This window comes from Saccharothrix texasensis (assembly GCF_003752005.1).
In the GTDB taxonomy this organism is placed as follows: Bacteria; Actinomycetota; Actinomycetes; order Mycobacteriales; family Pseudonocardiaceae; genus Actinosynnema; species Actinosynnema texasense.
Map to the genome: position 1 here is coordinate 465,925 of NZ_RJKM01000001.1, position 23,167 is coordinate 489,091.

General features: G+C 73.2%; 15 protein-coding genes. 7 read left to right on the forward strand and 8 right to left on the reverse strand.

Features of this window, described 5'->3' with window-relative positions:
- From EDD40_RS01840 to EDD40_RS01860, 5 genes are all read right to left on the reverse strand, one after another.
- The gene (locus EDD40_RS01840) at positions 1-1,533 is read right to left on the reverse strand and encodes a GH39 family glycosyl hydrolase (RefSeq protein ID WP_123741346.1); all 1,533 of its coding nucleotides are present in this window, start codon (positions 1,531-1,533) and stop codon (positions 1-3) included.
- A gap of 98 nt (positions 1,534-1,631) precedes the next feature.
- Positions 1,632-3,263, reverse strand: a complete 1,632-nt coding sequence (locus EDD40_RS01845) for an ABC transporter substrate-binding protein (protein WP_123741347.1) — start codon at positions 3,261-3,263, stop codon at positions 1,632-1,634.
- Positions 3,264-3,313: 50 nt separating this feature from the next.
- A complete protein-coding gene (locus EDD40_RS01850; protein WP_123747675.1) occupies positions 3,314-4,249 on the reverse strand; it encodes a carbohydrate ABC transporter permease in 936 nt (311 codons plus the stop codon).
- On the reverse strand, positions 4,246-5,226 hold the full coding sequence (locus tag EDD40_RS01855) for an ABC transporter permease (RefSeq protein WP_123741348.1): 981 nt from the start codon (positions 5,224-5,226) through the stop codon (positions 4,246-4,248). The genes EDD40_RS01850 and EDD40_RS01855 overlap by 4 nt, the downstream gene beginning before the upstream one ends.
- Positions 5,223-7,616 carry a beta-xylosidase/alpha-l-arabinosidase gene (locus EDD40_RS01860; RefSeq protein WP_211348053.1) on the reverse strand — a complete coding sequence of 798 codons (2,394 nt, stop codon included), beginning with the start codon at positions 7,614-7,616 and terminating at the stop codon, positions 5,223-5,225. Before EDD40_RS01860 ends, EDD40_RS01855 begins: the two co-directional genes overlap by 4 nt.
- Positions 7,617-7,928: 312 nt before the next feature.
- Here EDD40_RS01860 and EDD40_RS01865 point away from each other — a divergent pair, with 312 nt between their 5' ends.
- Positions 7,929-8,990 (forward strand): LacI family DNA-binding transcriptional regulator, encoded by a 1,062-nt coding sequence (locus tag EDD40_RS01865; RefSeq protein ID WP_123741350.1) that lies wholly within the window; start codon positions 7,929-7,931, stop codon positions 8,988-8,990.
- Positions 8,991-8,993: 3 nt separating this feature from the next.
- Here the strand turns inward: EDD40_RS01865 and EDD40_RS01870 are convergent, their stop codons facing one another.
- From EDD40_RS01870 to EDD40_RS01880, 3 genes are all read right to left on the reverse strand, one after another.
- Positions 8,994-9,953 (reverse strand): glutathione S-transferase family protein, encoded by a 960-nt coding sequence (locus EDD40_RS01870; protein ID WP_246038279.1) that lies wholly within the window; start codon positions 9,951-9,953, stop codon positions 8,994-8,996.
- A 133-nt stretch (positions 9,954-10,086) separates the two neighbouring features.
- Positions 10,087-13,170, reverse strand: coding sequence for a discoidin domain-containing protein (locus EDD40_RS01875; protein ID WP_123747676.1), 3,084 nt, complete (start codon positions 13,168-13,170; stop codon positions 10,087-10,089).
- Positions 13,171-13,184: 14 nt separating this feature from the next.
- Positions 13,185-15,812: an NPCBM/NEW2 domain-containing protein gene (locus EDD40_RS01880; protein WP_123741352.1), complete on the reverse strand. Its 2,628-nt coding sequence runs from the start codon at positions 15,810-15,812 to the stop codon at positions 13,185-13,187.
- 209 nt (positions 15,813-16,021) lie between these two features.
- Here EDD40_RS01880 and EDD40_RS01885 point away from each other — a divergent pair, with 209 nt between their 5' ends.
- The 6 genes from EDD40_RS01885 (at position 16,022) to EDD40_RS01910 (ending at position 23,118) form a co-directional block, all read left to right on the forward strand.
- Complete coding sequence (locus tag EDD40_RS01885; RefSeq protein ID WP_123741353.1) at positions 16,022-17,176, forward strand: AI-2E family transporter; 1,155 nt, start codon at positions 16,022-16,024, stop codon at positions 17,174-17,176.
- Positions 17,177-17,452: 276 nt separating this feature from the next.
- Positions 17,453-17,926 (forward strand): winged helix-turn-helix transcriptional regulator, encoded by a 474-nt coding sequence (locus EDD40_RS01890; RefSeq protein WP_123741354.1) that lies wholly within the window; start codon positions 17,453-17,455, stop codon positions 17,924-17,926.
- A 328-nt stretch (positions 17,927-18,254) separates the two neighbouring features.
- Positions 18,255-20,546, forward strand: coding sequence for a helix-turn-helix domain-containing protein (locus tag EDD40_RS01895; protein WP_123747677.1), 2,292 nt, complete (start codon positions 18,255-18,257; stop codon positions 20,544-20,546).
- Between the two features lie 132 nt (positions 20,547-20,678).
- Positions 20,679-21,986, forward strand: coding sequence for a hypothetical protein (locus EDD40_RS44205; RefSeq protein ID WP_123741355.1), 1,308 nt, complete (start codon positions 20,679-20,681; stop codon positions 21,984-21,986).
- The gene (locus tag EDD40_RS01905) at positions 21,983-22,324 is read left to right on the forward strand and encodes a hypothetical protein (protein ID WP_123741356.1); all 342 of its coding nucleotides are present in this window, start codon (positions 21,983-21,985) and stop codon (positions 22,322-22,324) included. The genes EDD40_RS44205 and EDD40_RS01905 overlap by 4 nt, the downstream gene beginning before the upstream one ends.
- On the forward strand, positions 22,321-23,118 hold the full coding sequence (locus EDD40_RS01910) for an ESX secretion-associated protein EspG (protein ID WP_123741357.1): 798 nt from the start codon (positions 22,321-22,323) through the stop codon (positions 23,116-23,118). Before EDD40_RS01905 ends, EDD40_RS01910 begins: the two co-directional genes overlap by 4 nt.
- Positions 23,119-23,167: the final 49 nt, after the last annotated feature.

Below are 23,167 nucleotides of genomic sequence, written 5' to 3' on the forward strand. Positions count from 1 at the left end.
TCAACGCCTCTCGTGCGGCGCCACGAGCCGGTCGTCGGAGGCGCCGAGCAACCGCCGGTCGTCCAGGCCCTCGTGCTCCTCGGCGTGCACGGGCGTCAGCTCGACGAACGTGACCTCGTGGGGTGCGAGCGCCAGGTCGAGCGGGACCCGGCCGTCCACGACCGCGGCCGACCGGTGCTCCAGGGCGGGACGGGCGCAGTCGCGCAGCACGTCGAGCGTCCGGAGGTCGGGCGACCGCGGCCGGCCCAGCTCGCGCCACGCGCCGAACGCGTTGCCGTCGTGCTCGTTGACCCGTTCCCGGCGGACGAACGCGCGCGGACCCACCACCGGCACCGACAGCCGCACCTCGTGCCGCCCGGCCGCGTCCGGGCCGTCGGTGCCGCCGACCGGCTGCCAGGCCAGCACGGTGGTCCGGCCGTCGTCGGTCGCGCACACCAGGTGGTCCTCGCCGCGCGCCAGCACGTGGGCGCCCATCCGGGCCATGAACGCGTAGAGGTGGTAGGTCGGCTTCGGCACCTGCCGGTGGGTGAGCAGGCCGAACCCGCCGTGGAACAGCGAGGTGGGCACGTTCTCCTCCTCGAAGACGTCGCAGAACGTCCAGTAGGAGTACGAGTCCACGAGGTCCGTGCCGCCGGCGAGCACCGGGGCCAGGTACGCGGCGTGGTAGGCCGTGTCGTGGATCGGGTTGTCCGGCCGGTAGGAGCTGTTGAACTCGGTGATGTGCACCGGCAGCCCGGCCAGCGCGGTGCCCGCCAGGTGCCTGCGCGGCGCGTCGAACTGGTCCAGCAGCGCACCGGGCGCGGCGAGCGTCTGGTAGGTGCCGAACGGGACGTGCTGCGCCGGGCCGGACGTGTAGGCGTGCCTGCTGACGAAGTCGATCGGCACGTCGCGGCGGGTGACGAAGTCGGCGAACGGCTCCCACCACTCGTCCGCGCCGGGTGAGATCGCCGGGCCGCCCACCCGGAGCCCGGCGTCGACGTCCTTGACGGTCCGCGCGGTCAGCTCGTACAGCCGGAAGTAGGCCTCCTGGTCGGCGTCCTTCCAGAAGTTGACCAGGTTCGGCTCGTTCCACACCTCGATCGGCCAGGTGCGCACCTCGGCCGGGCCGTAGCGGTCGACCAGGTGCCGGACGACGGCGCGGACCAGCGCGGCCCACTCGTCCCAGTCGTTCGGCGGGGTGATGTTGCCCTTCCACCAGAACACCGCGTCCTCGCCCGAGGCGAGCGCGGTCGGCATGAACCCCAGCTCGACGAACGGCCGGATGCCCAGCTCCAGGAACCGGTCGAACACCTGGTCCACGTAGGTGAACGAGTAGCGGGTCACCCCGTCGCCGGACCGGCGGTGCACGCCCATGTCGTCGGACAGCAGCCCGTGGCCCCGGATGTGCCGGAAACCGATGTCGCGCTGCACGAGGGCCAGGGACTCCTGGTAGTCGGCGCGCAGCGCGAGGTTGAGCCGGCCGGTGCCGACGCAGTGGCGCCACGACTCGGACAGGCGGCCGATCGGCTCGCCGGGGACGGTGACGCGGTGCAAAACCCCTCCAGACCGAACGGCCCGCCGCCCGTGGCGCGGCGGTCGGACACCGGTGGTCCGGTCACGGCGTCGTGCCGTGACCGGACCGCTGAGCCGACTCAGCCGTTCTTCTCCTTGTAGCGCTTGTGGGCGCCGTTGACCAGCTCGACGAGGTCGTTCGAGCCCTTGGCCTCGAGCTCCTTCACGTAGGCGTCCCAGGTGGACATGTCGCGCTGGCCGAGGATGAACTGCAGCGTCGACTGCGTGACGAAGTCCTTGAGCGGGCTCTCCAGCAGGGCGGCGCGCTCGCGCTCCTCCTCGTTCAGCGGCGCGGGCGGCGGCAGCGCCTCCACCTTCTTGTTCGCCATCGTCTTCTGGAAGGCGACCTCTTCCTCGGTGAACATCGACTGGAGCAGCTCGGTGGCGCCGCCGTAGTAGAAGACACCGCCCTGGAAGCCGAAGTCGCGCTGGAGGTTCTTCGGGGCGCCGACGTTCATGCCGCCGAACGCCACCTCGGGCTTGAGCGTGCGCTTACCGGACGCGTCCTTGTCGTAGGTCGTGCCCTTCACGCCCCACTTGGTGAACTCCTGCGCCTCGTCGGAGTACCACAGCCAGTCGATGAACTGCATCGTCGCGACGAACTTGTCGCTCTCGACGGCCTTCGCCGACACCATCAGGCCGCTCTCCAGGCGCGTGCCGCGGATGACGTCGCCCTTGGGGCCGGCGGGCAGCGGGATCTTCGCCACGGTCGCGCCGGGGATCTTGGAGACGTTCGGGCGGTAGTCGTTGACGATGTTCTGCGCGTTGCTGCTGATCGCGAACGACTTGCCGCTGGCGAACTTCTGGATCGCCGCGTCGTCCTTCTGGGTGAAGCTCTCCGGGTCCATCAGGCCTTCCGCGACGAGCTTGCGGAAGTACTCGACGAGCTGCTTGTACTCCGGGGTCGCGCCGGTCAGCTCGTACTTCTGGGCGGACTCGTTCCAGATCGTGTTCTTGACGTAGCCCCAGCCGGCCTGCGTGCCGAAGGTCTGGCCCGCGTAGTTGAGGATCGACTTGCCCTCGAAGCGGTCCGACAGCGGGTAGCTGTCCGGGTTGGCGGCCTTGATGGCCTTGAGGACGGTGTAGACCTCGTCCCAGTTCTTCGGCGCCTGGAGGTTGAGCCGCTTCAGCTCGTCGGTGCGGAACGCGAGCGTGTAGTCCTGCCAGATCTTCTCGTGCATGCCGGGCAGCACGTAGAACTTGCCGTCCTCCTGGCGCAGCGTGTTCAGCTCCGGCTGGAGCTTCCACTTCTCGACCTTGTCCTTGAAGTTCGGCATCAGGTCGATGTAGTCGCTGACCGGCAGGATCGCGCCGGAGGAGACGAACTGCTCCTCCTGGCCCGGGTAGGTCTTGGAGATGATCGTGGGCGCGTCACCCGAGCTGATCAGCAGACCGCGCTTCTGGTCGTAGTCGCTGTAGGGCACGACCGTCGGCTTGATGGTGATGTTGGTCCGCTGGGTGATCTCCTTCCACAGCAGCCAGTCGTCCTTGATCGGGTAGTGCGACTGGTCGAGGTAGAGGAGGCTGACGTCCAGCGGCTCGCTCGCCTTGAACTGCGCGCCCGCCTTGTAGTCGGCCATCGAGGCGGTCTTCTTGCCGTCGAGGTTGACGCCACCGCCGGCGTCCCCGTCCTCCTCGCTGCACGCGGCCAGGCTGACCACGAGGCTGCCGGCGACGGCAGTCAGAAGCGTTCGCTTCCATTTGGTTCGCATCGAGCTGTCTCCTCAGGTGATTGACGCCGTCGTCAACTGGAGCGGATGCGCTACTGCTTGACCGCGCCGAGCATCACGCCCGACACGAAATAGCGCTGGATGAACGGGTAAACGGCGATGATGGGCAGCACGGTGAGCACCATCGTCACGGCCTTGATGTTCGCGGAGATGGCGACCGCGTTGGTCTCGACGGCGCCGACCGACGTGGCCGAGGTGGCCCCGGCGATCATGTTCCGCAGGTACACCGTGACCGGGAACAGGTCCGACCGGTCGAGGTAGAGGAACGCCTGGAACCACGAGTTCCAGTTCGCCACCGCGTAGAACAGGATCATGGTGGCGAGCACGGCCTTCGACAGCGGCAGCACGATGCGCAGCAGGATGCCGTAGGTGTTCAGGCCGTCGATCGCGGCGGCCTCCTCCAGCTCCGTCGGCAGGCTCTCGAAGAACGCCTTCATCACCAGCAGGTTGAACACGCTGATCGCGTTGGGCAGCACGATCGCCCAGATCGTGTTGGTCATCCCGAGCCCGTTGACCAGCACGTAGTTCGGGATCAGGCCGCCGTTGAAGAACATGGTGAACACCGCGATGCCGACCAGCAGGCCGCGGCCCTTGAGCCGGTGCTTCGACAGCACGTACGCGTAGACCGTGGTGAGCACGATCGAGATCGCGGTGGCCGTCACGGTGTAGATCACGGTGTTCAGGTAGCTGTTCCAGAACGCGGGGTCGGACGCGACCAGCTTGTAGGTGTCGAGGTTGAACCCGCGCGGCACCAGGTTGACCTGGCCGGTGCGGATGTAGACCTCGCTGCTGAACGACTGCGCCACGATGTTGACGAACGGGTACAGCGTCACCGCGACCACGCCGAGCAGCACGACCGCGTTGACCACCCGGAAGACCCGGTAGCCGGGGGAGTCGTCCAGGGAGGTGCGGCGGGGCCTGGCGGGCTGGTCCAGCCGCTCCGCGAGGCGCGTCGGGTCGGTGGTCACCACAGGCTCGTCCCCACTGTGCGGCGCGAGATCGCGTTGGCGGACAGGATCAGCGTCAGTCCGATGACCGACTCGAACAGGCCGATCGCGGCGGCGTAGCTGAAGTTGTTGGACACCAGGCCGACCCGGTAGAGGTAGGTCGACACGACGTCCGCGGTGGGATAGGTCAGCGGGTTGTACAGCAGCAGGACCTTCTCGAACCCGACCGCCATGAACGTGCCGATGTTGAGGATCAGCAGCGTGATCATCGTCGGGCGGATGCCGGGCAGCGTCACGTGCCACGTCTGCTGCCAGCGGTTCGCGCCGTCGATCCGGGCCGCCTCGTAGAGCTGCGAGTCGATCGTGGTCAGCGCGGCCAGGTAGAGGATGGTGCCCCAGCCGACGGTCTGCCAGACCTCGGAGGAGACGTAGATCGTGCGGAACCAGCTCGGGTCCTGGATGAACGAGACCGCGTCGCCGCCGAGGGCGCGCACGATCTGGTTGACCGTGCCCTCCAGCGACACCAGCTGCATGACCATGCCGGCCACGATCACGATCGACAGGAAGTGCGGCAGGTAGGACACCGTCTGCACGAACCGCTTGAAGTAGCGCGAGCGGACCTCGTTGAGCAGCAGCGCGAGCACGATCGGCAACGGGAAGGTGAAGATCAGCGACAGCGCGCCGAGCGCCATCGTGTTCCCGAAGACCTCCCAGAAGTTCGGGTCGTTGATGAACATCTTGACGTAGCGCAGGCCGACCCACGTCTCGCCGTAGATGCTGCCGCCGGGCACGAACTTGCGGAACGCGATCACGTTGCCGAGCATCGGCGCGTAGCGGAAGACCAGGAAGAACAGCAGCGGGACGATGACGAGCGTGTAGAGCTGCCAGTCCCGCTTCCACGCCTTGCGCCAGGTGTTCCTGTACCGGGGCGTCTTCCGCGGTTTCCCGGGTCTGCTCGGCGCCGCCTCGGCCGCCGGTTCGCTGATCTGGGTGGTCATGACCGGTCCACCTCCTCGTGGGTGACCGACACGGCGGTGAGCCACCTCCGCGTGTGGTCGACTTCGCGCAGCGGGCCGACCAGCCTCAGGTCCACCGCTTCGTGCACGTCCGCGCTCGACCGGGACACGCGCAGCTGCACCGCGCCCGGTTCCACCACGCGCCCGCCGTCCCGACCGGTGAACGACGTGGCGTCGGCCGGCACCCGGAACGCGACGCGCGCCGACGCGCCGGCGGCCAGCTCGACCCGCGCGTAGCCGACGAGCCGCACGACCGGCCGGGTCACCTGCGCGACGGGGTCGTGCAGGTACAGCTGCACCACGTCCGCGCCGGCGCGCGGGCCGGGGTTGCGCACGTCCAGCTCCACCTCGACCTCGCCGTCGGTGGCCCACGGCCCGTCGCCGGACGTGAGGCGCACGGGCGACCAGGTGAACGTGTCGTAGCCCAGGCCGTGGCCGAACGGGAAGGCGTGCGTCGGGTCGACGTTGGACACCTCGGTGCGCCGGCCGAGCGGCGCGGACAGGTAGGTGCCCGGCTGGCCGGACGGGTCGTTCGGGATGCCGAGGGGCAGCCGGCCGGACGGGGAGACCGCGCCGGTCAGGACGTCCGCGAGGGCCCGGCCGCCGAGCTGCCCGGGGAAGAAGGACTGCACGACCGCCGCCGCGCCCTCGGCCAGGTCGCCGATCGCGTAGGGCCGGCCGGTGATGAGCAGCAGCACGACGGGCGTGCCGGTGTCGAGGACCGCGCGGACCAGGTCGGCCTGCGCGCCGGGCAGCCGCAGGTCGGTCGCGTCGCACCCCTCGCCCGACGTGCCGCGCCCGAACAGGCCCGCCCGGTCCCCGACGGCGACGACGCACACGTCCGCGTCCCGCGCCACCGCCACCGCGGCCGCGATGTCGTCGGCGTCGGGCTCGGCGGTGACCTCGCAGCCCTTCGCGTGGGCGATGTCGCCGCCCACCGCGTCGCGCAGGCAGGAGAGCACGGTCGGGATCTCGAGGCCGAGCCCGGCGTCGGGGTGGTGCACGCCGATGTGCGCGGGGAACGAGTAGCAGCCCAGCATCGCCATCGGGTCGTCGGCGAGCGGGCCGACCACGGCGAGCCGGACGTCCGGGCGCAGCGGCAGGACGCCGTCGTTGGCCAGCAGCACCACGGACTCGCGGGCGAGGCGGAGCGCGACGTCCCGCGCCCGCGGTGAGTCCAGCCGCAGCTCGTCGACGTCGTCGGGCAGCGGCGACCAGCCCGGGTCGAGCAGGCCGAGTTCGACCTTCTGGCGCAGCACCCGGCGCAGCGCCCGGTCGACCAGGCCCTCGTCCACGTCGCCGCGCTCGACCGCCTCGCGCAACGGCGTGCCGTAGCAGCGCACGGTCGGCAGCTCCACGTCCACCCCGGCGGCGAGGGCCAGCGCGGCGGCGTGCGCCTCGTCCTCGGCCACGCCGTGCAGGGTCTGGAGGAACTTGACCGCGAAGTAGTCGGCGACCACCGTGCCGTCGAAGCCCCAGGTGTCGCGCAGCAGGGTGGTGAGCAGCCCCGCGTCGGCCGCGGACGGCAGGCCGTCGATCTCGGTGTAGGACTGCATGACCGACCGGACGCCGCCGTCGCGCACGGCCATCTCGAACGGCGGCAGGATCACGTCGGCGAACTCGCGCGGGCCGACGGCCACCGGCGCGAGGTTGCGACCCGCGCGGGAGGCGGAGTACCCGGCGAAGTGCTTGAGCGTGGCGACGATCCCGGACTCTTCCAGGCCGCGCACGTACGCGGTGGCGACCGTGCCGACGAGGTACGGGTCTTCGCCGATGGTCTCTTCGGTGCGGCCCCAGCGGTAGTCGCGGGTGACGTCCAGGACCGGCGCCAACCCCTGGTGCACGCCCGCCGCGCGCATCGAGTCGCCGATCAGGTTCGACATCTCGGCGACCAGGTCGGGGTCGAACGACGCGCCCCACGCCGGCGGGGCGGGGTAGGCGGTCGCCCGCCAGGCGGCGAAACCGGTGAGGCACTCCTCGTGGACCAGCGCCGGGATGCCGAACCGGTTGGCTTCGGCCACCTCCCGCTGCGAGGCGGCGAGCGAGCGGGCGCCCGCCACCGGGTCCACCGGCCGGGTGCCGAACGGGCGGGTGAGCTGGCCGAGGCCGTGCGCGATCACGTCGGCCCACACCACCGGGTCGGCGGTCATGTCGTGCTGGTGCGGTGCGACACCGGCGCCGGAGGGGTCCGCGCCGACCCAGACACCGACGAGCTGGGCCAGCTTCTCCTCGAGGGTCATCGCCTCGACGAGCGCGTCGACCCGTTCGGCGACAGTCCGGGAGGTGTCCCGCCACGCCCCGCTCGGCCGGTCGGCGGCAGTCGGGACGGCGTCGCCTGCCGGCGTCGTCGCGACCTCCGTCGTCCTGTTCATCATCGACCAGGTACCCCCGCTCACGTCCTCGTGAAGACCGAAACTATCGAACTACTTTCCGACATGCCGATCTGGTGGGGTGACCGTAGGAGGATCTCCGCACGACGTCAACAGTCCGTGTCCTTCCTGTGTCTCCGCAGTTCACAGGTATGAACCGCCGCAGATTTGCACCTGGTTACTGGACCGATTACGTCAATGATCCACGTGTGGAGCTGTCATGCTGGTGGTCGGAAGGTCGAACCTTTACGCTCGGCCGTCGAAACTTTAGAGCCGGTGTGCGGTGCGCGGACCGCGACGCGGACAGGGGGCAGCATGAGTTCGTCGACCGAGCGGGACGCCGCCGGCGCCGTGCCGGAGAAGACGGTGAAGGGCGCGGCGTCGATCTCGTCGATCGCGGCCGAGGCGGGGGTGTCGATCCCGACGGTCTCGAAGGTCCTCAACGGACGGCCGGACGTCGCCCCGGACACGCGCGCCCGCGTGGAGAGCATCATCGAGCAGCACCGGTACCGACGACGACGGGCACGCCAGTCGTCCCGGCCGGCGCTCATCGACCTGGTGTTCCACGAGATGCACTCGGCGTGGTCGACCGAGATCATCCGGGGTGTCGAGCTGGCCGCCGCGAACGAGCGCGCCGCCGTGGTGCTGTCCGAGCTCGGCGGCGAGCACCGGCCGCGCCGCGAGTGGTTCGACGACCTGCTGGCCCGCCGGCCGCTGGGCGTGATCCTCGTGCTGGCGGGGCTGGACGACGAGCAGCGCCGTCAGCTCGCCACGCGCAACATCCCGTTCGTGTTCGTGGACACCGCCGGCGAGCCGCCACCCGGCGTGCCCACCGTGGGGTCGGCGAACTGGGCGGGCGGCCTGGCCGCGACCCGGCACCTGCTGGGCCTGGGCCACCGCCGCATCGCGGTCATCTCCGGGCCGACGACCATGCTGTGCAGCCGGGCCAGGGTCGACGGGTACCGCAGCGCGTTGGAGGACGCGGACGTCGTCGTGGACCAGGACTTCGTGCGGTACGGCGACTTCTACGTCCAGGGCGGGTACGGGCACGGCATGGAGCTGCTGAGCAGGCCCGACCGGCCGACCGCGATCTTCGCGGGCTCCGACTTCCAGGCGCTGGGCGTGATGCGGGCGGCGCGGGAGCTCGGCCTGTCCGTGCCGGACGACCTGTCGATCGTCGGCTACGACGACCTCTCGGTGACCGAGTGGATAGGGCCTCCGCTGACCACCGTGCGGCAGCCGCTGCGCGAGATGGCGACCACCGCCGCGCACATGGTGTTCAGCCTGGCGCGCGGCGAGCGGCCGCCGAACGAGCGCATAGACCTCGCCACCGAGCTGGTGGTGCGGGAGAGCACCTGCCCGCCGCGGGCTCGTTGACCGCTAGCGCAGCGGCGTGTGCGCCGGGTCGACCCGTTCGCCGTCGCGGACGGGCCCCGGCGGCGTGCCGTCGCCGAAGGGCCGCCCGCCCAGCGCCTCCCGGCCGTGCGGCGTGACCCAGCCGGACAGGTCGGGCCCGTCGGGCACGATCCCGCTCGGGTTGATGTCCTTGTGCACGACGTAGTAGTGCCGCTTGATCTGGGCGAAGTCGACCGTGTCGCCGAAGCCGGGCGTCTGGAACAGGTCGCGGGCGTAGGCCCACAGCGCGGGCATCTCGGCCAGCTTCGCCCGGTTGCACTTGAAGTGGCCGTGGTAGACGGGGTCGAAGCGCACCAGCGTGGTGAACAGCCGCACGTCGGCCTCGGTGATCGTGTCGCCGACGAGGTACCGCCGGTCGCCCAGCCGGTCCTCCAGCCAGTCCAGCGCGGTCCACAGCCGGCCGTACGCCTCGTCGTAGGCCTCCTGGGTGCCCGCGAACCCGCACCGGTAGACGCCGTTGTTGACCTCGGTGAAGACGCGCCGGTTGACGGCCTCGATCTCGTCGAGGTGCTGCCGCGGCAGCAGGTCCGGCGCGCCGTCGCGGTGGTGCTCGCGCCACTCGGTGGACAGGTCGAGCGTGATCTGCGCGAAGTCGTTGGTCACCACCGCGCCCGTCGTCGTGTCCACGATGGCCGGCACCGTGATCCCGCGCGGGTAGTCGGGGTCGCGCTTGAAGTACGCCTCCTGCAACCGCTCGATCCCCAGCACGGGGTCACGCCCGCCGGGGTCGAGGTCGAACGTCCACGACCGCTCGTCGTGCGTGGGACCGGGCAACCCGAGCGAGAGCGCGTCCTCCAACCCCAGCAACCGCCGCACGATGATGGACCGGTTCGCCCAGGGACAGGCCCGCGCCGCCACCAACCGGTACCGCCCCGGGACCACCGGGAACCCGTCCCGCCCGTCGGCGGTGACCCGCGTCGTGATGTACCGCGTGTCGCGGGTGTACTCCTTCCCCTTGACGGAATACGTCCCACCCCGCTGGTGCTCGGGCTTCCCACCGGCCGCCGCAGTCTCGCTCACGGTCCCGAGCCTACGTCGCCGTCCCGTCCCCGGCCTCTCACGCGGGGTGCGCGGTGAGGCTGGTGAGGGAGGCGTGGCCCGGTTGCCAGGTGGGGGTGGCGACGGCGAGGTACCTGGCCGTCGTGTCGAGGGGCAGGTCGGCGTGGCGGTGGCGGGGGACCGGGGTCGGTCGGCTGTAGGTCCGGCCGTCGGTGCTGGTGCTGACGGTGCAGTCGGGGACCCGGCCGGCGGTCCAGGTCAGGTCCACCCGGGCGATGTGGTGGGACGCGCCGAGGTCGACCACCATCCGGCCCGCCGGTCCCGGGGTCCAGGCGGTGTCCGGGTCGTCGTCCACGGCGGCGGAGGGGGCGGACATGCCCGGCGGCAGGGGAGAGGTGGGGTAGGTGGTCCGGCCCAGGGCCAGGTCGGCGAGGGGGTGGGGGCGGGCGTGCGGGATCGTGACGTCGCGACGCACGCCCGGTGGCAGGGTGACCGGGACGCGGTGGCCGTCGGCGGACACCAGGGTCAGCCGGGCGACCCGGCCGGCGCCGGTCAGGGTCACCCGCGCGCCGTTGTGCACGACCGCGGTCACCCCGACCGGCACGTCGCCTTCCAGGGTGAACCGGGGCGGTTCGACGCGGGCGGTCGCCGGGGGCATCCGCAGGTCGTGGTCGGTGCCGGTCGGCGTCACGACCTGGTTGCCCGGGTAGAGGCGCAGCGCGCGGCGGTCCTGGCGCAGCGACACGGTGCCGTCGGCCGCGGTGTCGGAGAGGTTGAACAGGCTGAGGAACCCGTCGGCGGCACTGGCGCGGACGGTGGCGGGCGAGCAGCTCGGCGCGCCCGCCGCGGCCAGGGCAGGCAGGTCGACCGGCCGCGCGTAGCCCTCGACCACGAACCCGGCGGCCGGCCCGTCGGACAGCACCACGGTGTCGCCGGTGACCGTGATCGGGTTCGGCGACCCGTGCACGACGAACCCCGCGCGCCCGTCCACGTCCAACCAGCCGCCCGTGCTGCGCAGGTCCGGCCTCGGGTACTCGGCCGCCGTCGACCACGCCACGCCGTCCGGTGACGTCTCGACCCGGTAGGCCCGCCCGGCCGCCGCTTCCCAGTACAGCCGCACCCGGTCCACCGCGACCGGGCCGCCGAGGTCCACCGCGAGCCAGCTGTCGGCCCGGCCCCGGTCCGCCCGCGACACCGCCCACCGCGTGGTGTGGCTGCCGTCCGTGGCCGACCCGGGCTCGCGGCCGGTGTCCCACGACGACGCCGTCGTGACCCGGCCGCGCGCCAGGTCCGGCCCGTCCGACGCGCGCACCTCCACCGTGAACAGCGAGTACCCGTAGGTCTGGTGCGGCGAGACGCCGACCACGCGCACGTGCCGCGCCGTCACCGCGCCGAACACCAGATCGTCCACCCGCGCGACACCCGGCGGCAGGACGCGCGAATCCGCGGAGGCCACGGTGACGGCGCCTTCGGCCGCGGTGTACGCGCGGGAACCGTCGAGCCCTGGCACGCCCGGCATGGTCAGGTTGTGCACGTCGACCCGGCCCTCGCCGGCCGCCAACCCCGACGTCGCGTAGACGACCGTGCCGGTGGGCAGGGTCGCCGTGCCGACGTGGCCACCGTCGAACGCCAGCAGGCTCGCCGTGCCGTCGAACCCGTCGCGAACCCCCTGGCACACCACCGCGGAACGCCCGCGAACGGCCAGTGACGTCGAGGGCACGAGCATGGGTGTGCCGCCGCCGACCACGAACAGCCAGTCGTCGTGCCCCGGCTGCCAGGCGAACTTCACGTACCCCGCCTTGGTCACGGTCCCCGCCCACGCCCGCGTCGACTGGTGCGCGACCAGTCCGGGTTCGACGCCGTAGTCGGTGACGCCGGCCGCCGAGGCGAAGAACTCCTCCTCCGACACCGGCTCCACCACCGGCCCGGTGCGGTTGCGCCACTCGTGCAGCAGGTAGCTGATCGCGAGCTCCGCCCGCGCTTCCGGCTCGTACTTCGCCTCACCGGAGAACTTCGCCAGCCGGTGCACGGGCGGGTAGGCCTGGTAGGCGGTGAGCCGCGCCGCCAGCGCCGCCTCCGCGCGGGCCGCCAGCCGGTCGCCCAGCACCTGGGAGCGGAACGCCAGCGGGATCACGTCACGGCCGTAGAGGTGCTCCCGGTCGTCCACCATCGGCATCAGCGGCTCGCCCGCGTCGCTCATCGTGGCGAGGATCGTGCGCCACAGCCGCTCGCCGTTGGGCTGCGCGGTCAGCACCTCCGGCAGCGGCGTGCCGGCCAGCAGGAAGTGCGCCGCGTTGCGGCCGGACGTGCGCCACAGCTCTTCCTGGTAGTGCGGCCCGTACGAGCCGTGGTTCTCCACGATGAACGTGTCGTGCGCGTTCGCGGCGATGTTCGCCGAGACCGGCACGCCGTCCACCACGGCCGGGTTGGCCAGGTCGGCGGCCGGCAACCCGGCCTCGTTGCGGCTCCACCGGCCGAACGCCTCGCGCCACGCGTGCGCGTCCGGGTCGTCGGCGGCCCACGCCAGCCCCGGCGCGAGGGCCTGCGTGTAGACGCCCATCTCCTCCAGCTTCGTGTCGCCCCGGTACCCGCCCGCGGGCCCGTTGGGCGTCCACCCGCCGGAACGCGGGTCGTCCCCCGTGCCGAGCGCGGCCGTGTACGCGGCCTGACCGCGGGCGATCGCGTCGACGGCGGCCCGCGTCGACGGGTCGAGGTCGGCCCACAGCAGGCGGGCGGCGAGCACGAAGTACGACTGGAACGTGGTGTCCCAGAACAACGTCTTGCCCCACTCCGACCCGCCTGCCAGCACGTTGCTCGCGGCGAAGTGCCGGATCGTGTCCACGGTGTGCGCGTGCAGCGCCGACTTGGCCACGCCGGTGAGGTCGGCGTCGTAGTCGCCCCTGGTCAGCAGCACGGCGTTGCCGAGGACGACGGCGAACCCGAAGTCCGTCCGCCGGTACCGGCCCGCCACCGGGTCGTACTGCTGCTCGGCCCACCTCGTGTGGCGCGACAACACCTCGTAGTACACCCGCGCCACGGGGTCCGCGCCGGCCGGGGGCTCGGCGAACGCGAACCGGGGCGCGAGCGCCAACCCGCTGCCCACGCCCACCGCCCACAGCAGCTGACGACGGTTGATCCGCATGCCCGGCACCCTTCTCACGCGCAGGCCAACCGGGCTTCGGCCCAGTCGGCGTGGTCGAAGTTGCGGCCGTCGCCGCCGTCGGTCACGCGGAGACCGACCATCCGCACACCGGTGGTGTCCACGGTGATCGGCCGGGCCGGGTCACCGCCGCGCAGCACGCCGCTGTCGTAGAGCAGCCGGTCGTCGCCGAAGACCTGGAACACCACCGAGCCCGGTTCCGCCGTCTCGTCGTCCAAGCCGATCACCGCGGTCAGCTCCCGGCACCCGCCGCCCAGGTAGACCGACAGGTCGGACGGCGCGTGCACGCCCACGCCCTTCGCGTGGACGACACCGCCGATGGTCAGCGGGTTGCCGTCGCCGCCGGCGTTCTCGCCGTTGGACCGGTCCCGCTCGACCGGCCCCCACCCGTTGCCCTCGCTCATGAACGGCAGGTCGCTCACGTACGGCTCGCCGGTGGGCACGGGTGGCGGCACGAACGCGCGCACGGCCTGCTCCACGTGCACCCGGGCGTGGCCCGGCGCGCGGAACTCGGCGGACACCGGCACGTCGACCGCGCCCACCGGGCTGTCCTCGCCCACCCGCACGGTCCACCGGCCGGTCAGCGCCTCACCGGGCCGCAGGGCGCGTCGCGTGACCGGCGCGCCGGTCACCGTCCACCCCTCGGGCGCCGCCGCGGTCAGCACGACGTCCTCGATCGCGGCTTCGGCCGTGAAGCTCCCCGTGACCTCGAACGTCGACCCCTTCGCCGCGTCGACCACTCCCGACGGCGCGACCGCGAGAGTGGTGGCGGGCACCGGCATAACCGGCCGGTCGCACGTCAGCGTCCCCGGCCGGTAGGGGCAGATCACCGCCGCGAACCCGCCGTCGCGCGGCACCGCGACCTCCAGCGCCGCCGACGACCGCGCGATCCGGGCGTCCCGCCGCACGTCACCGCGCCCCTCGCCGTCCCGCACCACCTCGACCAGCCACTGCCCGCCGCCCAGGAACCCCAGCGGGGCCCGCAGCGTGCGCGGGTCGCCGGCCGCCACCGCGCCGACGAACCAGCGGTCGCCGGACCGCCGCGCCACCACCGCGTGATCGGACGGGTCACCGCCCAGCACGCGGGTCTCGTCCCACGCGGTCGGCACCTGGTCCAGGTACCGCAACGCCTCCGGGAACCGCTCGTAGGCCTCCGGCTTGTCCGCGAAGTGCGTCCACCCCGACTCGTAGAGCACCGGCAGCGCGACCTCGTGCGCGACCGACGCCTCCTTCGGCCCGACCTCCAACGACACCGGCGTGTAGTCCATCGACCCGACCGCGTTGCGGGTGAAGGCCTGCACCGGGTTGTTCGCCGCCGGCGGCGAGTTCTCCGCGCCGCGCACGGCCTCCATCGTCATCACGTGCGGCCACGTCCGGGCCAGGCCGTGCGGGATGGTCGAGCCGTGGAAGTTCACCATCAGCCGCAGCTCGGCGGTCTTCGCCAGCACCGCGTCGTACCACTGGTAGCGGGCCCGGGAGTCGGACTCCATGAAGTCGAGCTTCACGCCCCGCACACCCCACCGGCGCACCTCGGGCAGCACGGTGTCGCGCTCGGCCTGCGTGTCCAGCGCGGTCCAGTGGAACCACAGCAGCACCTCGACGCCCTTGGCGCGGGCGTGGCGGACCAGCTCCGGCACCCACGTGGCGCGCCAGCCCTCGTCCACCAGCACGTACTCCCAGCCGTGGCGGGCGGCGAAGTCCACGTACCGCTTCTGCCGCTCGAAGTCGCCGGGGCTGGCGTGCTCGCTCAGCCACGACCACGCGACCTTGCCCGGCCGCACCCACGACGTGTCGGCGACCTTGGACGGGGAGGCGAGGTCGTCCACCAGGGTCGACTCGCCGACGGTCGCGAGGGAGCCCACGATCGCGACGCGCCACGGCGTGCGCGTGACGCCCGCGACCTGCTCGTCCGCGAGCACCACCCGGTAGTCGCCCGACCCGGCGGCGTGCCGCAGCCTGCCGCCCGGGTACCGGCCGTCCACATCGGACTCGGTGATCAGCGCGTAGTCCTCGCCCACCCGGAACAACGAGGGGTGGCCGTACTCGCCCTCCGCCGCGCCCGCGGCCGTGGTGCGCACCCGGTTCGCCTCGTACCAGGCGTTGTAGGGCAGCAGCCAGGCCGGGGCGTCGGCCGGCAGCCGGAACGACGACGCCTCTCCGGTCACCGTGACGGGGTCCGGCACGGCGTACCGGTAGGCCACGCCGTCCGGCGCGACCCGCACCACCAGGTCCAGCCGAGCACCGCCCGCGCCGGTGAACGCCAGCGTGGTCTCGGTCATCCGGGTCTGCCGCTGCAGCCGCTTGCCGGTGGTCATCGCGTACCGCTCGGTCACGAGCCGATCGGTGCGGCCGACCGCCCGCAGGCCGCCGGTCAGGTCGACCTCGGCGGCGCGCAACCCGATCGGCGACGGCGCGAGCACCGTGCGGCCCTGTCGGGAGACGGCGAGCGCCAGGCCGCCGGCGCCGGGGTCGAGGGTCACGCGCGCGGCCACGGCGGAGCCGGGCGTGGTGATCACCCACTCGCCGGGCGCGGCCGACGCGGGCGCGACGGGAACCAGGAGCGAACCGAGGACGGCGAACAGGGCCACGAGCCGTGCCGCGACGACGCGGCGAAGCGATGACATCGTTGTCAACTCCCAGTGCTGGTCCCGTCGGGCGACAGTGGACGCCATCGTCAGCGCCCGGCCCGAACCGGGTCAAGGTCATCGACCGGACAGGTTTTGTCCTGGTGCGGGCCTTGACACGGGGTGGGGCGGCACGCTTCGCGCGCCCGGCTCTGGCAGGCTGCCGCACAGGCGCCGCTGGGCGCGCCGCGGTGGAGGGATGGGGAGACGTGAGCGCTGAGGACCGCCGTTGGACCGATCGCGGTCAGGCCGTCGGGCACGGGGTGACCTGGCTGGCGCGGTGGAGCGCCCGCCTGGCGCTGGTCGCGATCGGCTTCTGGCTGCTGTGGACGCTGATCGGCAAGCTGTGGGTCGTGGTGATGCCGGTCCTGCTGGGCCTGCTGATCACGACCGTGCTCTGGCCGCCCGCCCGGTGGCTGCGCTCGCGCGGTGTGCCCGCCGCGCTGGCCGCGACGATCGTGCTGCTCGGCGGGCTGATCGTGCTCGGCGGTGTGGTGGCGCTGATCACCACGTCCATCGCGTCCGGCGTGCCCGAGATCGCCGACAGCGCGACCCGCGCCCTGCAACAAGCCGTCGACTGGGCGGCCGGTCCGCCGCTCAACATCGGCGAGAGCCAGCTCGACCAGTTGCTGCAACAGGGCATCGACCAGTTGCGCTCCAGCGTCGGGTCGATCGCGAACAGCCTGCTCACCGGCGTCGGCACGGTGACCTCCGGCCTCGTCACCGGCATCGTCGCGCTGCTGCTGGCGTTCCTGTTCGTCAAGGACGGGCCGCGGTTCACGCCGTGGCTGCGCGGCGTGATCGGCGAGCGCGCCGGCGGGCACGTGACCGTCGTGCTGGACCGGGTCTGGACGACGCTGGGCGACTTCATCCGCACCCAGGCGATCGTGAGCCTGGTGGACGCGGTGCTGATCGGCCTCGGCCTGGTCGTGCTCGGTGTGCCGCTGGCCGTGCCGCTGGCGGCGTTGACGTTCCTCGGCGGGTTCGTGCCGATCGTCGGCGCGTTCATCGCGGGCGCCTTGGCCGTGCTCGTCGCCCTGGTCAGCAACGGGCCGACCACCGCGCTGATCATGCTGGTGATCGTGGTGGTGGTGCAGCAGGTGGAGGGCAACGTCCTGCAGCCGGTGCTCCAGTCGCGCAGCCTGCGCCTGCACGCCGCCGTCGTCCTGCTCGCGGTGACGGCGGGCAGCACCCTCTACGGCATCGCGGGCGCGTTCCTCGCCGTGCCGGTGGTGGCCGCGGTGGCGGTCGTCCTGCGCTACCTGGGCGAGGTCATCGACCGGCGCACCGCGGAGCAGCCGGCCGTTCCCGACCGGCCGGACGACCCGGACCGCGTGCCGGACGCGGAGCCGCCGCGCGCCTGACCACCCGGGCGGCCGGACATCGGGCCCTGCGACCGGGAACCCGGCCGCGCGACCGGGCACCGGCTCTGCTGCTGAAGGCCCGGCTCGCGGCGGCATCGGCAAGCCGCAGCGAGCCGCCTTCGGCGGTCCGCCACCGCGTCCCGGGCCGGTGAGAGCGTTCCCAGGACGGTGACGTCAGGGTTCGCCGCGTCGCCGATCGCGATCACGCGATGACGGCCCGCGATGGGCCCGCAGACGATCGGATCCGGCCCCGACCTGCGCGGTTATCATGCGCGGATGCTCCGACGCACATACGACGACCAGGTCTGCTCCATCGCGCGCGCCCTCGAAGTCGTCGGCGAGCGCTGGACGCTGTTGATCGTGCGGGACGCGCTCTCGGGGGTCACCCGGTTCGACGGTTTCCTCCACCGACTGCCCATCGCGCGCAACGTGCTCAGCGACCGGCTCAACAGCCTGGTCGAGTTCGGCGTGCTGGACCGCGTGCTCTACCAGGACCGGCCGCCGCGCCACGAGTACCGGCTCACCGCCAAGGGGCGCGAGCTGCTGCCGGTGGTGCTGTCGCTCATGGCGTGGGGCGACGAGCACATGCCCGCGCAGGACGGACCGCCCGCCGTGGCCGAGCACGCGGCCTGCGGCGGCGTCGTCCGCACGCGGATGATCTGCGACTGCTGCGAGCGGGAGGTCGCGCCCGGCGTGGTGTTCAGGCGGCCGAGCGACGCTGCCACACCACCGGGACCGGCGGCGGGATAGGTCGACCGCCGGCAGGACCCGCGCCGGCGTGCCGGCCGTGCGGCGCCGGCGGCACGCTTCAGCCCCGACCCGGCCGCACCCCGCGCGTGAGCACTCCGCCGACGAGCCGTGCGGCCGATGAGTCCCTGCCTCGACGATCAAGCCCCGGCGTGCCGGTACCACCGGGTAACTTGAAGAGCCGGTCGTGTCGATCAGGTGGCGCGCAGTGACGATCCGGTGCCACCACCGGACGTGGCCGTGGCTAGGATTCGGTCCACCGACGCGTGGACCGACGGTGTCCGGTCGACGACGGGCGTGCGCGCGGCGCGCGTGACGGTGGGGGTTGGGTGTGACGAGCCGGTTCGGCGCTCTGCTGCGGCGCTGGCGGCAGCGGGCCGGGTTGAGCCAGGACGACCTGGCCGAACGCGCCGGGCTCGGTGTCCGCACCGTGCGCGGGCTGGAGACCGGGCAGCGCGGCAACCCCCAGGTGCGCACCGTGCGGCTGCTGGCCGACGCGCTGGGCCTGGACGGCGCGGAGCGCGCCGAGCTGTTCACCGCCGCCGGCCACGCCGAGCCCGCCGACCCGGACGAGGACCTGCCCGCCCGGGTCGGGCCCGTCGGCGGGCCGCGGCGGACGCCCGCGCCGGCCCTCGGCGCCGACCCGCTGGTCGGGGCGACGGACGCGCTCGCCTACGCGGTGCACGCCCGGTGGCGGCGGGAAGAAGAGCAGCAGCAGGTGCACGACCCGGTGCCGCTGCCGGTCCGCTGGCGCCCCGCGCCCGACGCGTTGCGCGACAGCTGGGCCAACACGCGGCTGGCCCAGCCGGGCCGGACCGCGCGGCCCCTCGACCTCACCGGGCGGCTCGACCAGGTGGTGGAGGTCTACCGGCGGGTGCCGTCGTCCCGGCTGATCGTGCTCGGTCGGGCCGGCGCGGGCAAGACGATCCTCACCACGCGGTTCGTGCTGGACCTGCTGGCCGCCCGCGCGCCGGCCGACCCGGTGCCGGTGATCTTCGGCCTCGGCTCGTGGAACCCGGTCCGCGCCGAGCTGCGGGACTGGCTCGCCGAGCAGCTGGTGCGCGACCACCCCGGTCTCGCCGCCCCCGGCCCCGGTGGGTCGACGCTGGCCGCCGCGCTGGTCGACGCCCACCGCGTGCTGCCCGTGCTGGACGGGTTCGACGAGGTGGCGGGCGGCCTGCACCGGGCGGCGCTGGCCGCGTTGAACGCCACCACCCTGCCGCTGCTGCTGACCAGCCGGGTCGACGAGTACCGGGCCGCGGTGCGGGCCACCGGCGTGCTCCGGGCGGCCGGCGCGGTCGAGCTGGTCGACCTCGACGCGGCCGACGTCGCCGACTACCTGCCGCGCACCACCGGGCAGCGCGCGACCGGCCCCTCGGGCACCGTCTGGCAACCCGTGCTGGACCACGTGCGGGACCACCCGGACAGCCCGCTCGCGGCCGTGCTGACCACCCCGCTGATGGTGGCGCTCGCGCGCCGGATCTACAGCGACACCCCCGGCCACGATCCGGCGGAGCTGGTCGACGCGGACCGGTTCGGCGACCGCGACGCGATCGAACGGCACCTGCTCGGCGGGTTCGTGCCCGCCGCGTACCAGGAGCGGCGCGGCGGCCGGGCCCACGACGCCGACCAGGTCCGCCGCTGGCTCGGCCACCTCGCCGACCACCTGACCCGGCTCGGCACGCACGACCTGGCCTGGTGGCAGCTCGGCACCTCGATGAGCAGGCGGGCCAGGACCCTGGTGGTGGCGCTGGTCGTGTTCGCCGGGGTCTGGCTGGGTGACGTGGTGGTCGAGGGCAGCCTGCTGCCCGGGGTGGCCCCCGCGGAGCTGGTGGGCCTCGGCGCCGTGGTCGCGCTGCTCGCCGGTGTGTCGTTCGGGTTGGTGCACGGGCACCTGGCACGGGTCCAGCCGCTCGAACCGGTCCGGTTCCGGCTGCGGCTGCGGGCCCGTTCAAGGGTGGCGTGGCGGCGGGTGCGGGTCAGGGCCCGGATGGGGTTGCTGTTCGGCGCGCTGGTCGGCTGCTCCTACGGGTTGGTGATGATCCTGATGAAGTGGCTGATCTCCGACCTGCCCGTGACGCCGGCGATGGTCTTCGTCGACGCCGGGGTGTTCACCGCGGTGTTCGCGTCCGGCGCGGCGCTCGCCTTCGGGCTGATCGCCGCGGGCGAGTCGCCGCAGGACATCCGCTCGGCGGCGAGCCCGGCCGGGCTGCTCGAGTCGAACCGGAAGACCGTGCTCCTCCAGCTCGCGCTGTTCGGGCCGCTGTTCGCGGTGTTCTTCTCGGCCATGACGTGGCTCATCGCGACGGCGTTGATGTCGCTGCCGGGCGGCGGCCCGTTCGGCGTGGTGATCGCCTGGCCCGGGTCGGCCGGACTGCTGCTGGGGCTCGTCGGCGGGTTCGGCGGCGGCTTCGGCTACCTGATCAGCATGACCGCGTGGGGCCAGTGGGTGGTGTTCGCCCGCTTCTGGCTACCGCTGACCGGCCGGTTGCCCTGGGCCGTGCACGCGTTCCTCGACGACGCCTATCGGCGGGGTGTGCTGCGCCGTGCGGGCGCGGTCTACCAGTTCCGCCACGCCCGTCTTCAAGATCACCTGGCTGAGGCGCACCGAGACCGGTCTTGACCCTTTCGACGCTCGTTCTCCCAGGTCAGGAACACCGGCCATAGATGGCCGCCCCACGGCCTGTCCGTGGCCGCCCCCTCGTCGTGAGCATTGGCGGCGTCGGCGAGGCCGGCTTGGGGAGGGGGACGGCGGATGTCCGGAGAGGAACCCGCGCCGACGACGGGTGCGGTGAACTGGGACGCGTACAGCCACGAGGAGCTGTACCGGATGCTGTGGCAGGACGCGGACGTCGCGGACGTCAGCGTGGTCGCCACCGAGTGGGCGCGGCACCGCGTCGCGCTCGACACGCACGCCGGGGTGTTGCGGGAGCAGCGGGTCGCGCTGCTCGACGGCTGGCACGGCCCGGCGGCGGAGGAAGCGGCCGACCGGCTGGCCGCGCTGGCCGCCCGGGTGGAGAAGATCAGCGAACTGGCGCACGCGGGTCACCGCGCGGCGCAGGAGGCGGCCGACGCGCTGGCCAGGGCACGGGCCATGATGCCGCCGCCACCGGCCGCGCCCGCCGACCCGGCCGCCGGTGACCGCGCCGGCGATCGGGCCGATGACCGGGGGAGCACCACGCGGTCCGCGTTCGCCACGGCGTTCCCGCCGGTCGCGCCGCCGACCATGCCGACCGCGCCGGCGATCCCGGTCCCACCACCTCCGGCCTTCCCGTCCGCGCTGACGTTCCCGGCCCCACCACCTCCGCTGACGTTCCCGTCCGCGCCGGCCGCGCTCGCGTTCCCGACGGCACCGGGGTTGCCGGCCATCCCTGCCTTCACCCCGGCCTCCTTCTCGTCCGTGCCGGACTTCGCCTCGATGTTCGCCCCGACCGGGACCACCACGACCTCCGGCACGGGCGCCGCGTTCGGCGCGGTGGGCGGGGCCGGGTTCAGCTTCTACTTCGGCGCGTCCACCCTGGACCAGCAGAAGGCCGACGCGGTGCGGGCCATGCAGACCTACGAGTCGAGCCTCGTGGGCGGCGGCAAGCTGATCGACGGGGCGCGGGGCGCGATCCCGCCCGCCTCGCAGACGACGAGCGCGAACGGGCCGGCGGCCGGAGGGGTGCCGGGCGGCCCGACGACGGGAACGCGCGGCGGCGGCGTGCCGTGGACCCGCCTGCTCGGAGGCGGCGGCTCGGGCATGGCGCCGGGCACGGGCTCGGCCATCGGCGGTTCCGCACCGTCCTCCGGTCACGGCGTGCCGCTCGGCCCCGGATCGAGGGTCGGCGTGCCGGCGGGCGCGGGCGGCGCGTTCGGCCTGCCGGTCGGACCGCTCACCGGCGACGCGGCCGCCCGTGGCACGACGCAGGCCGCGATGGCGCCGCCGGTCGGCGCCCGCGCGACCGGTGACGACGACGAGCCGCACGAGAACCGGATGCCGACCATCGACCACGGCCTGTTCACCGTGGACGAGCCGGTCAGCCCGGCGGTCATCGGCCAGACGACGGGAGCGCAGCAGTGAACGCGGGGTACCGGGTCGAACTCGACCTGATCGAGGACCGGATCGCCACGCTCACCAGGCTGGGCGACCTGACCGGTGAGCTGGTCACGGCCGTGAGCAGGCTCGCCGAACGGCAACCGATGCTCGGCACCGCGCCGCCCGCCGTGGAGCTGGCGTCCCGGCTGCGCGCGGCGGCGGGGGAGTCCGGGCTGGCCGGCGAGGTGAGCGCGGCGCAACGCGAGGTGGTGGCGTTCCGGCAGGTGTTGGCCGACGCCAAGGCCTCCTACGCCGACGTGGACGACGACGCGGGAACGGCCGTGCGTGCCGCGGGCGAGCGGCCGGACGGGGTCGCGAGGTGACCGCCGCGATCGAGCACCAGGCCGTCTTCGACCCCGTCGAACTGGACCTGCTCGCCACGCACGCCGGCGTCGCCTTCCCGTTCCCGCTGCGGGTGCCGTCCGCCGGCCGGTTCACCCGCGAACGCGACGAACTGCTCGCCGCCGCCGCGCACGCCTTGTGCGATCGCGGCCTGGCCACCGCGACCGGACCGGTCGGCGTCGCGGAGGAGCTGGTCACCGCGTTGCGCGAGTACCGGGGCGCGGTCGACCTGGTCGTCATCGGCACCGAGGAGGCCACCGGCGCGGTGGCCATGGTCCACCGGGACCGGGCGGTGGTGTGCCGCCAGTCGCCGCTCGACGGGCGGGGCGCCGCGGTCCGCGTCACGGCGGTGCCGGCCACGGAGCTGGCCGACGAGCTCGCCGGCCTGGTCCCCGAGGTGCGGGCGGCCTCGACCATGCCGATCACGTTGCCGCCCGGCGTGGTCGAGGACGCGTTGCGGATGGTCGAAGACCCGGCCGGAGACCTGCTCGTCCGGCGGCACGTGCGCGAGCTGGTCCGCGCCCGCGGCGGCGACGGAACCGCCGTCGACCGGCTGGTCGACCTGTTCCCGGCGGTGGCGGGCCGGGGCCAGCTCGGCGTCGTCCGCCGGACCGGCGACACCGTCACCCGGCCGCACGAGGTGTCGTGGCTGGACGGCGCGCGGGGACGGCTCCGGGTCGACCGGGGCGACACCGGCTGGGTGAGCGTCAACCCGCTGCGGCACGGCGAACTCGTCCGCCTGCTCGGCGAGACCGCGTCGGTCGCCCGCGCCTGAGGGCCGGGCCGACCACCGAAGACCACAAGTGGGAGAGGGAAGGGGAGGA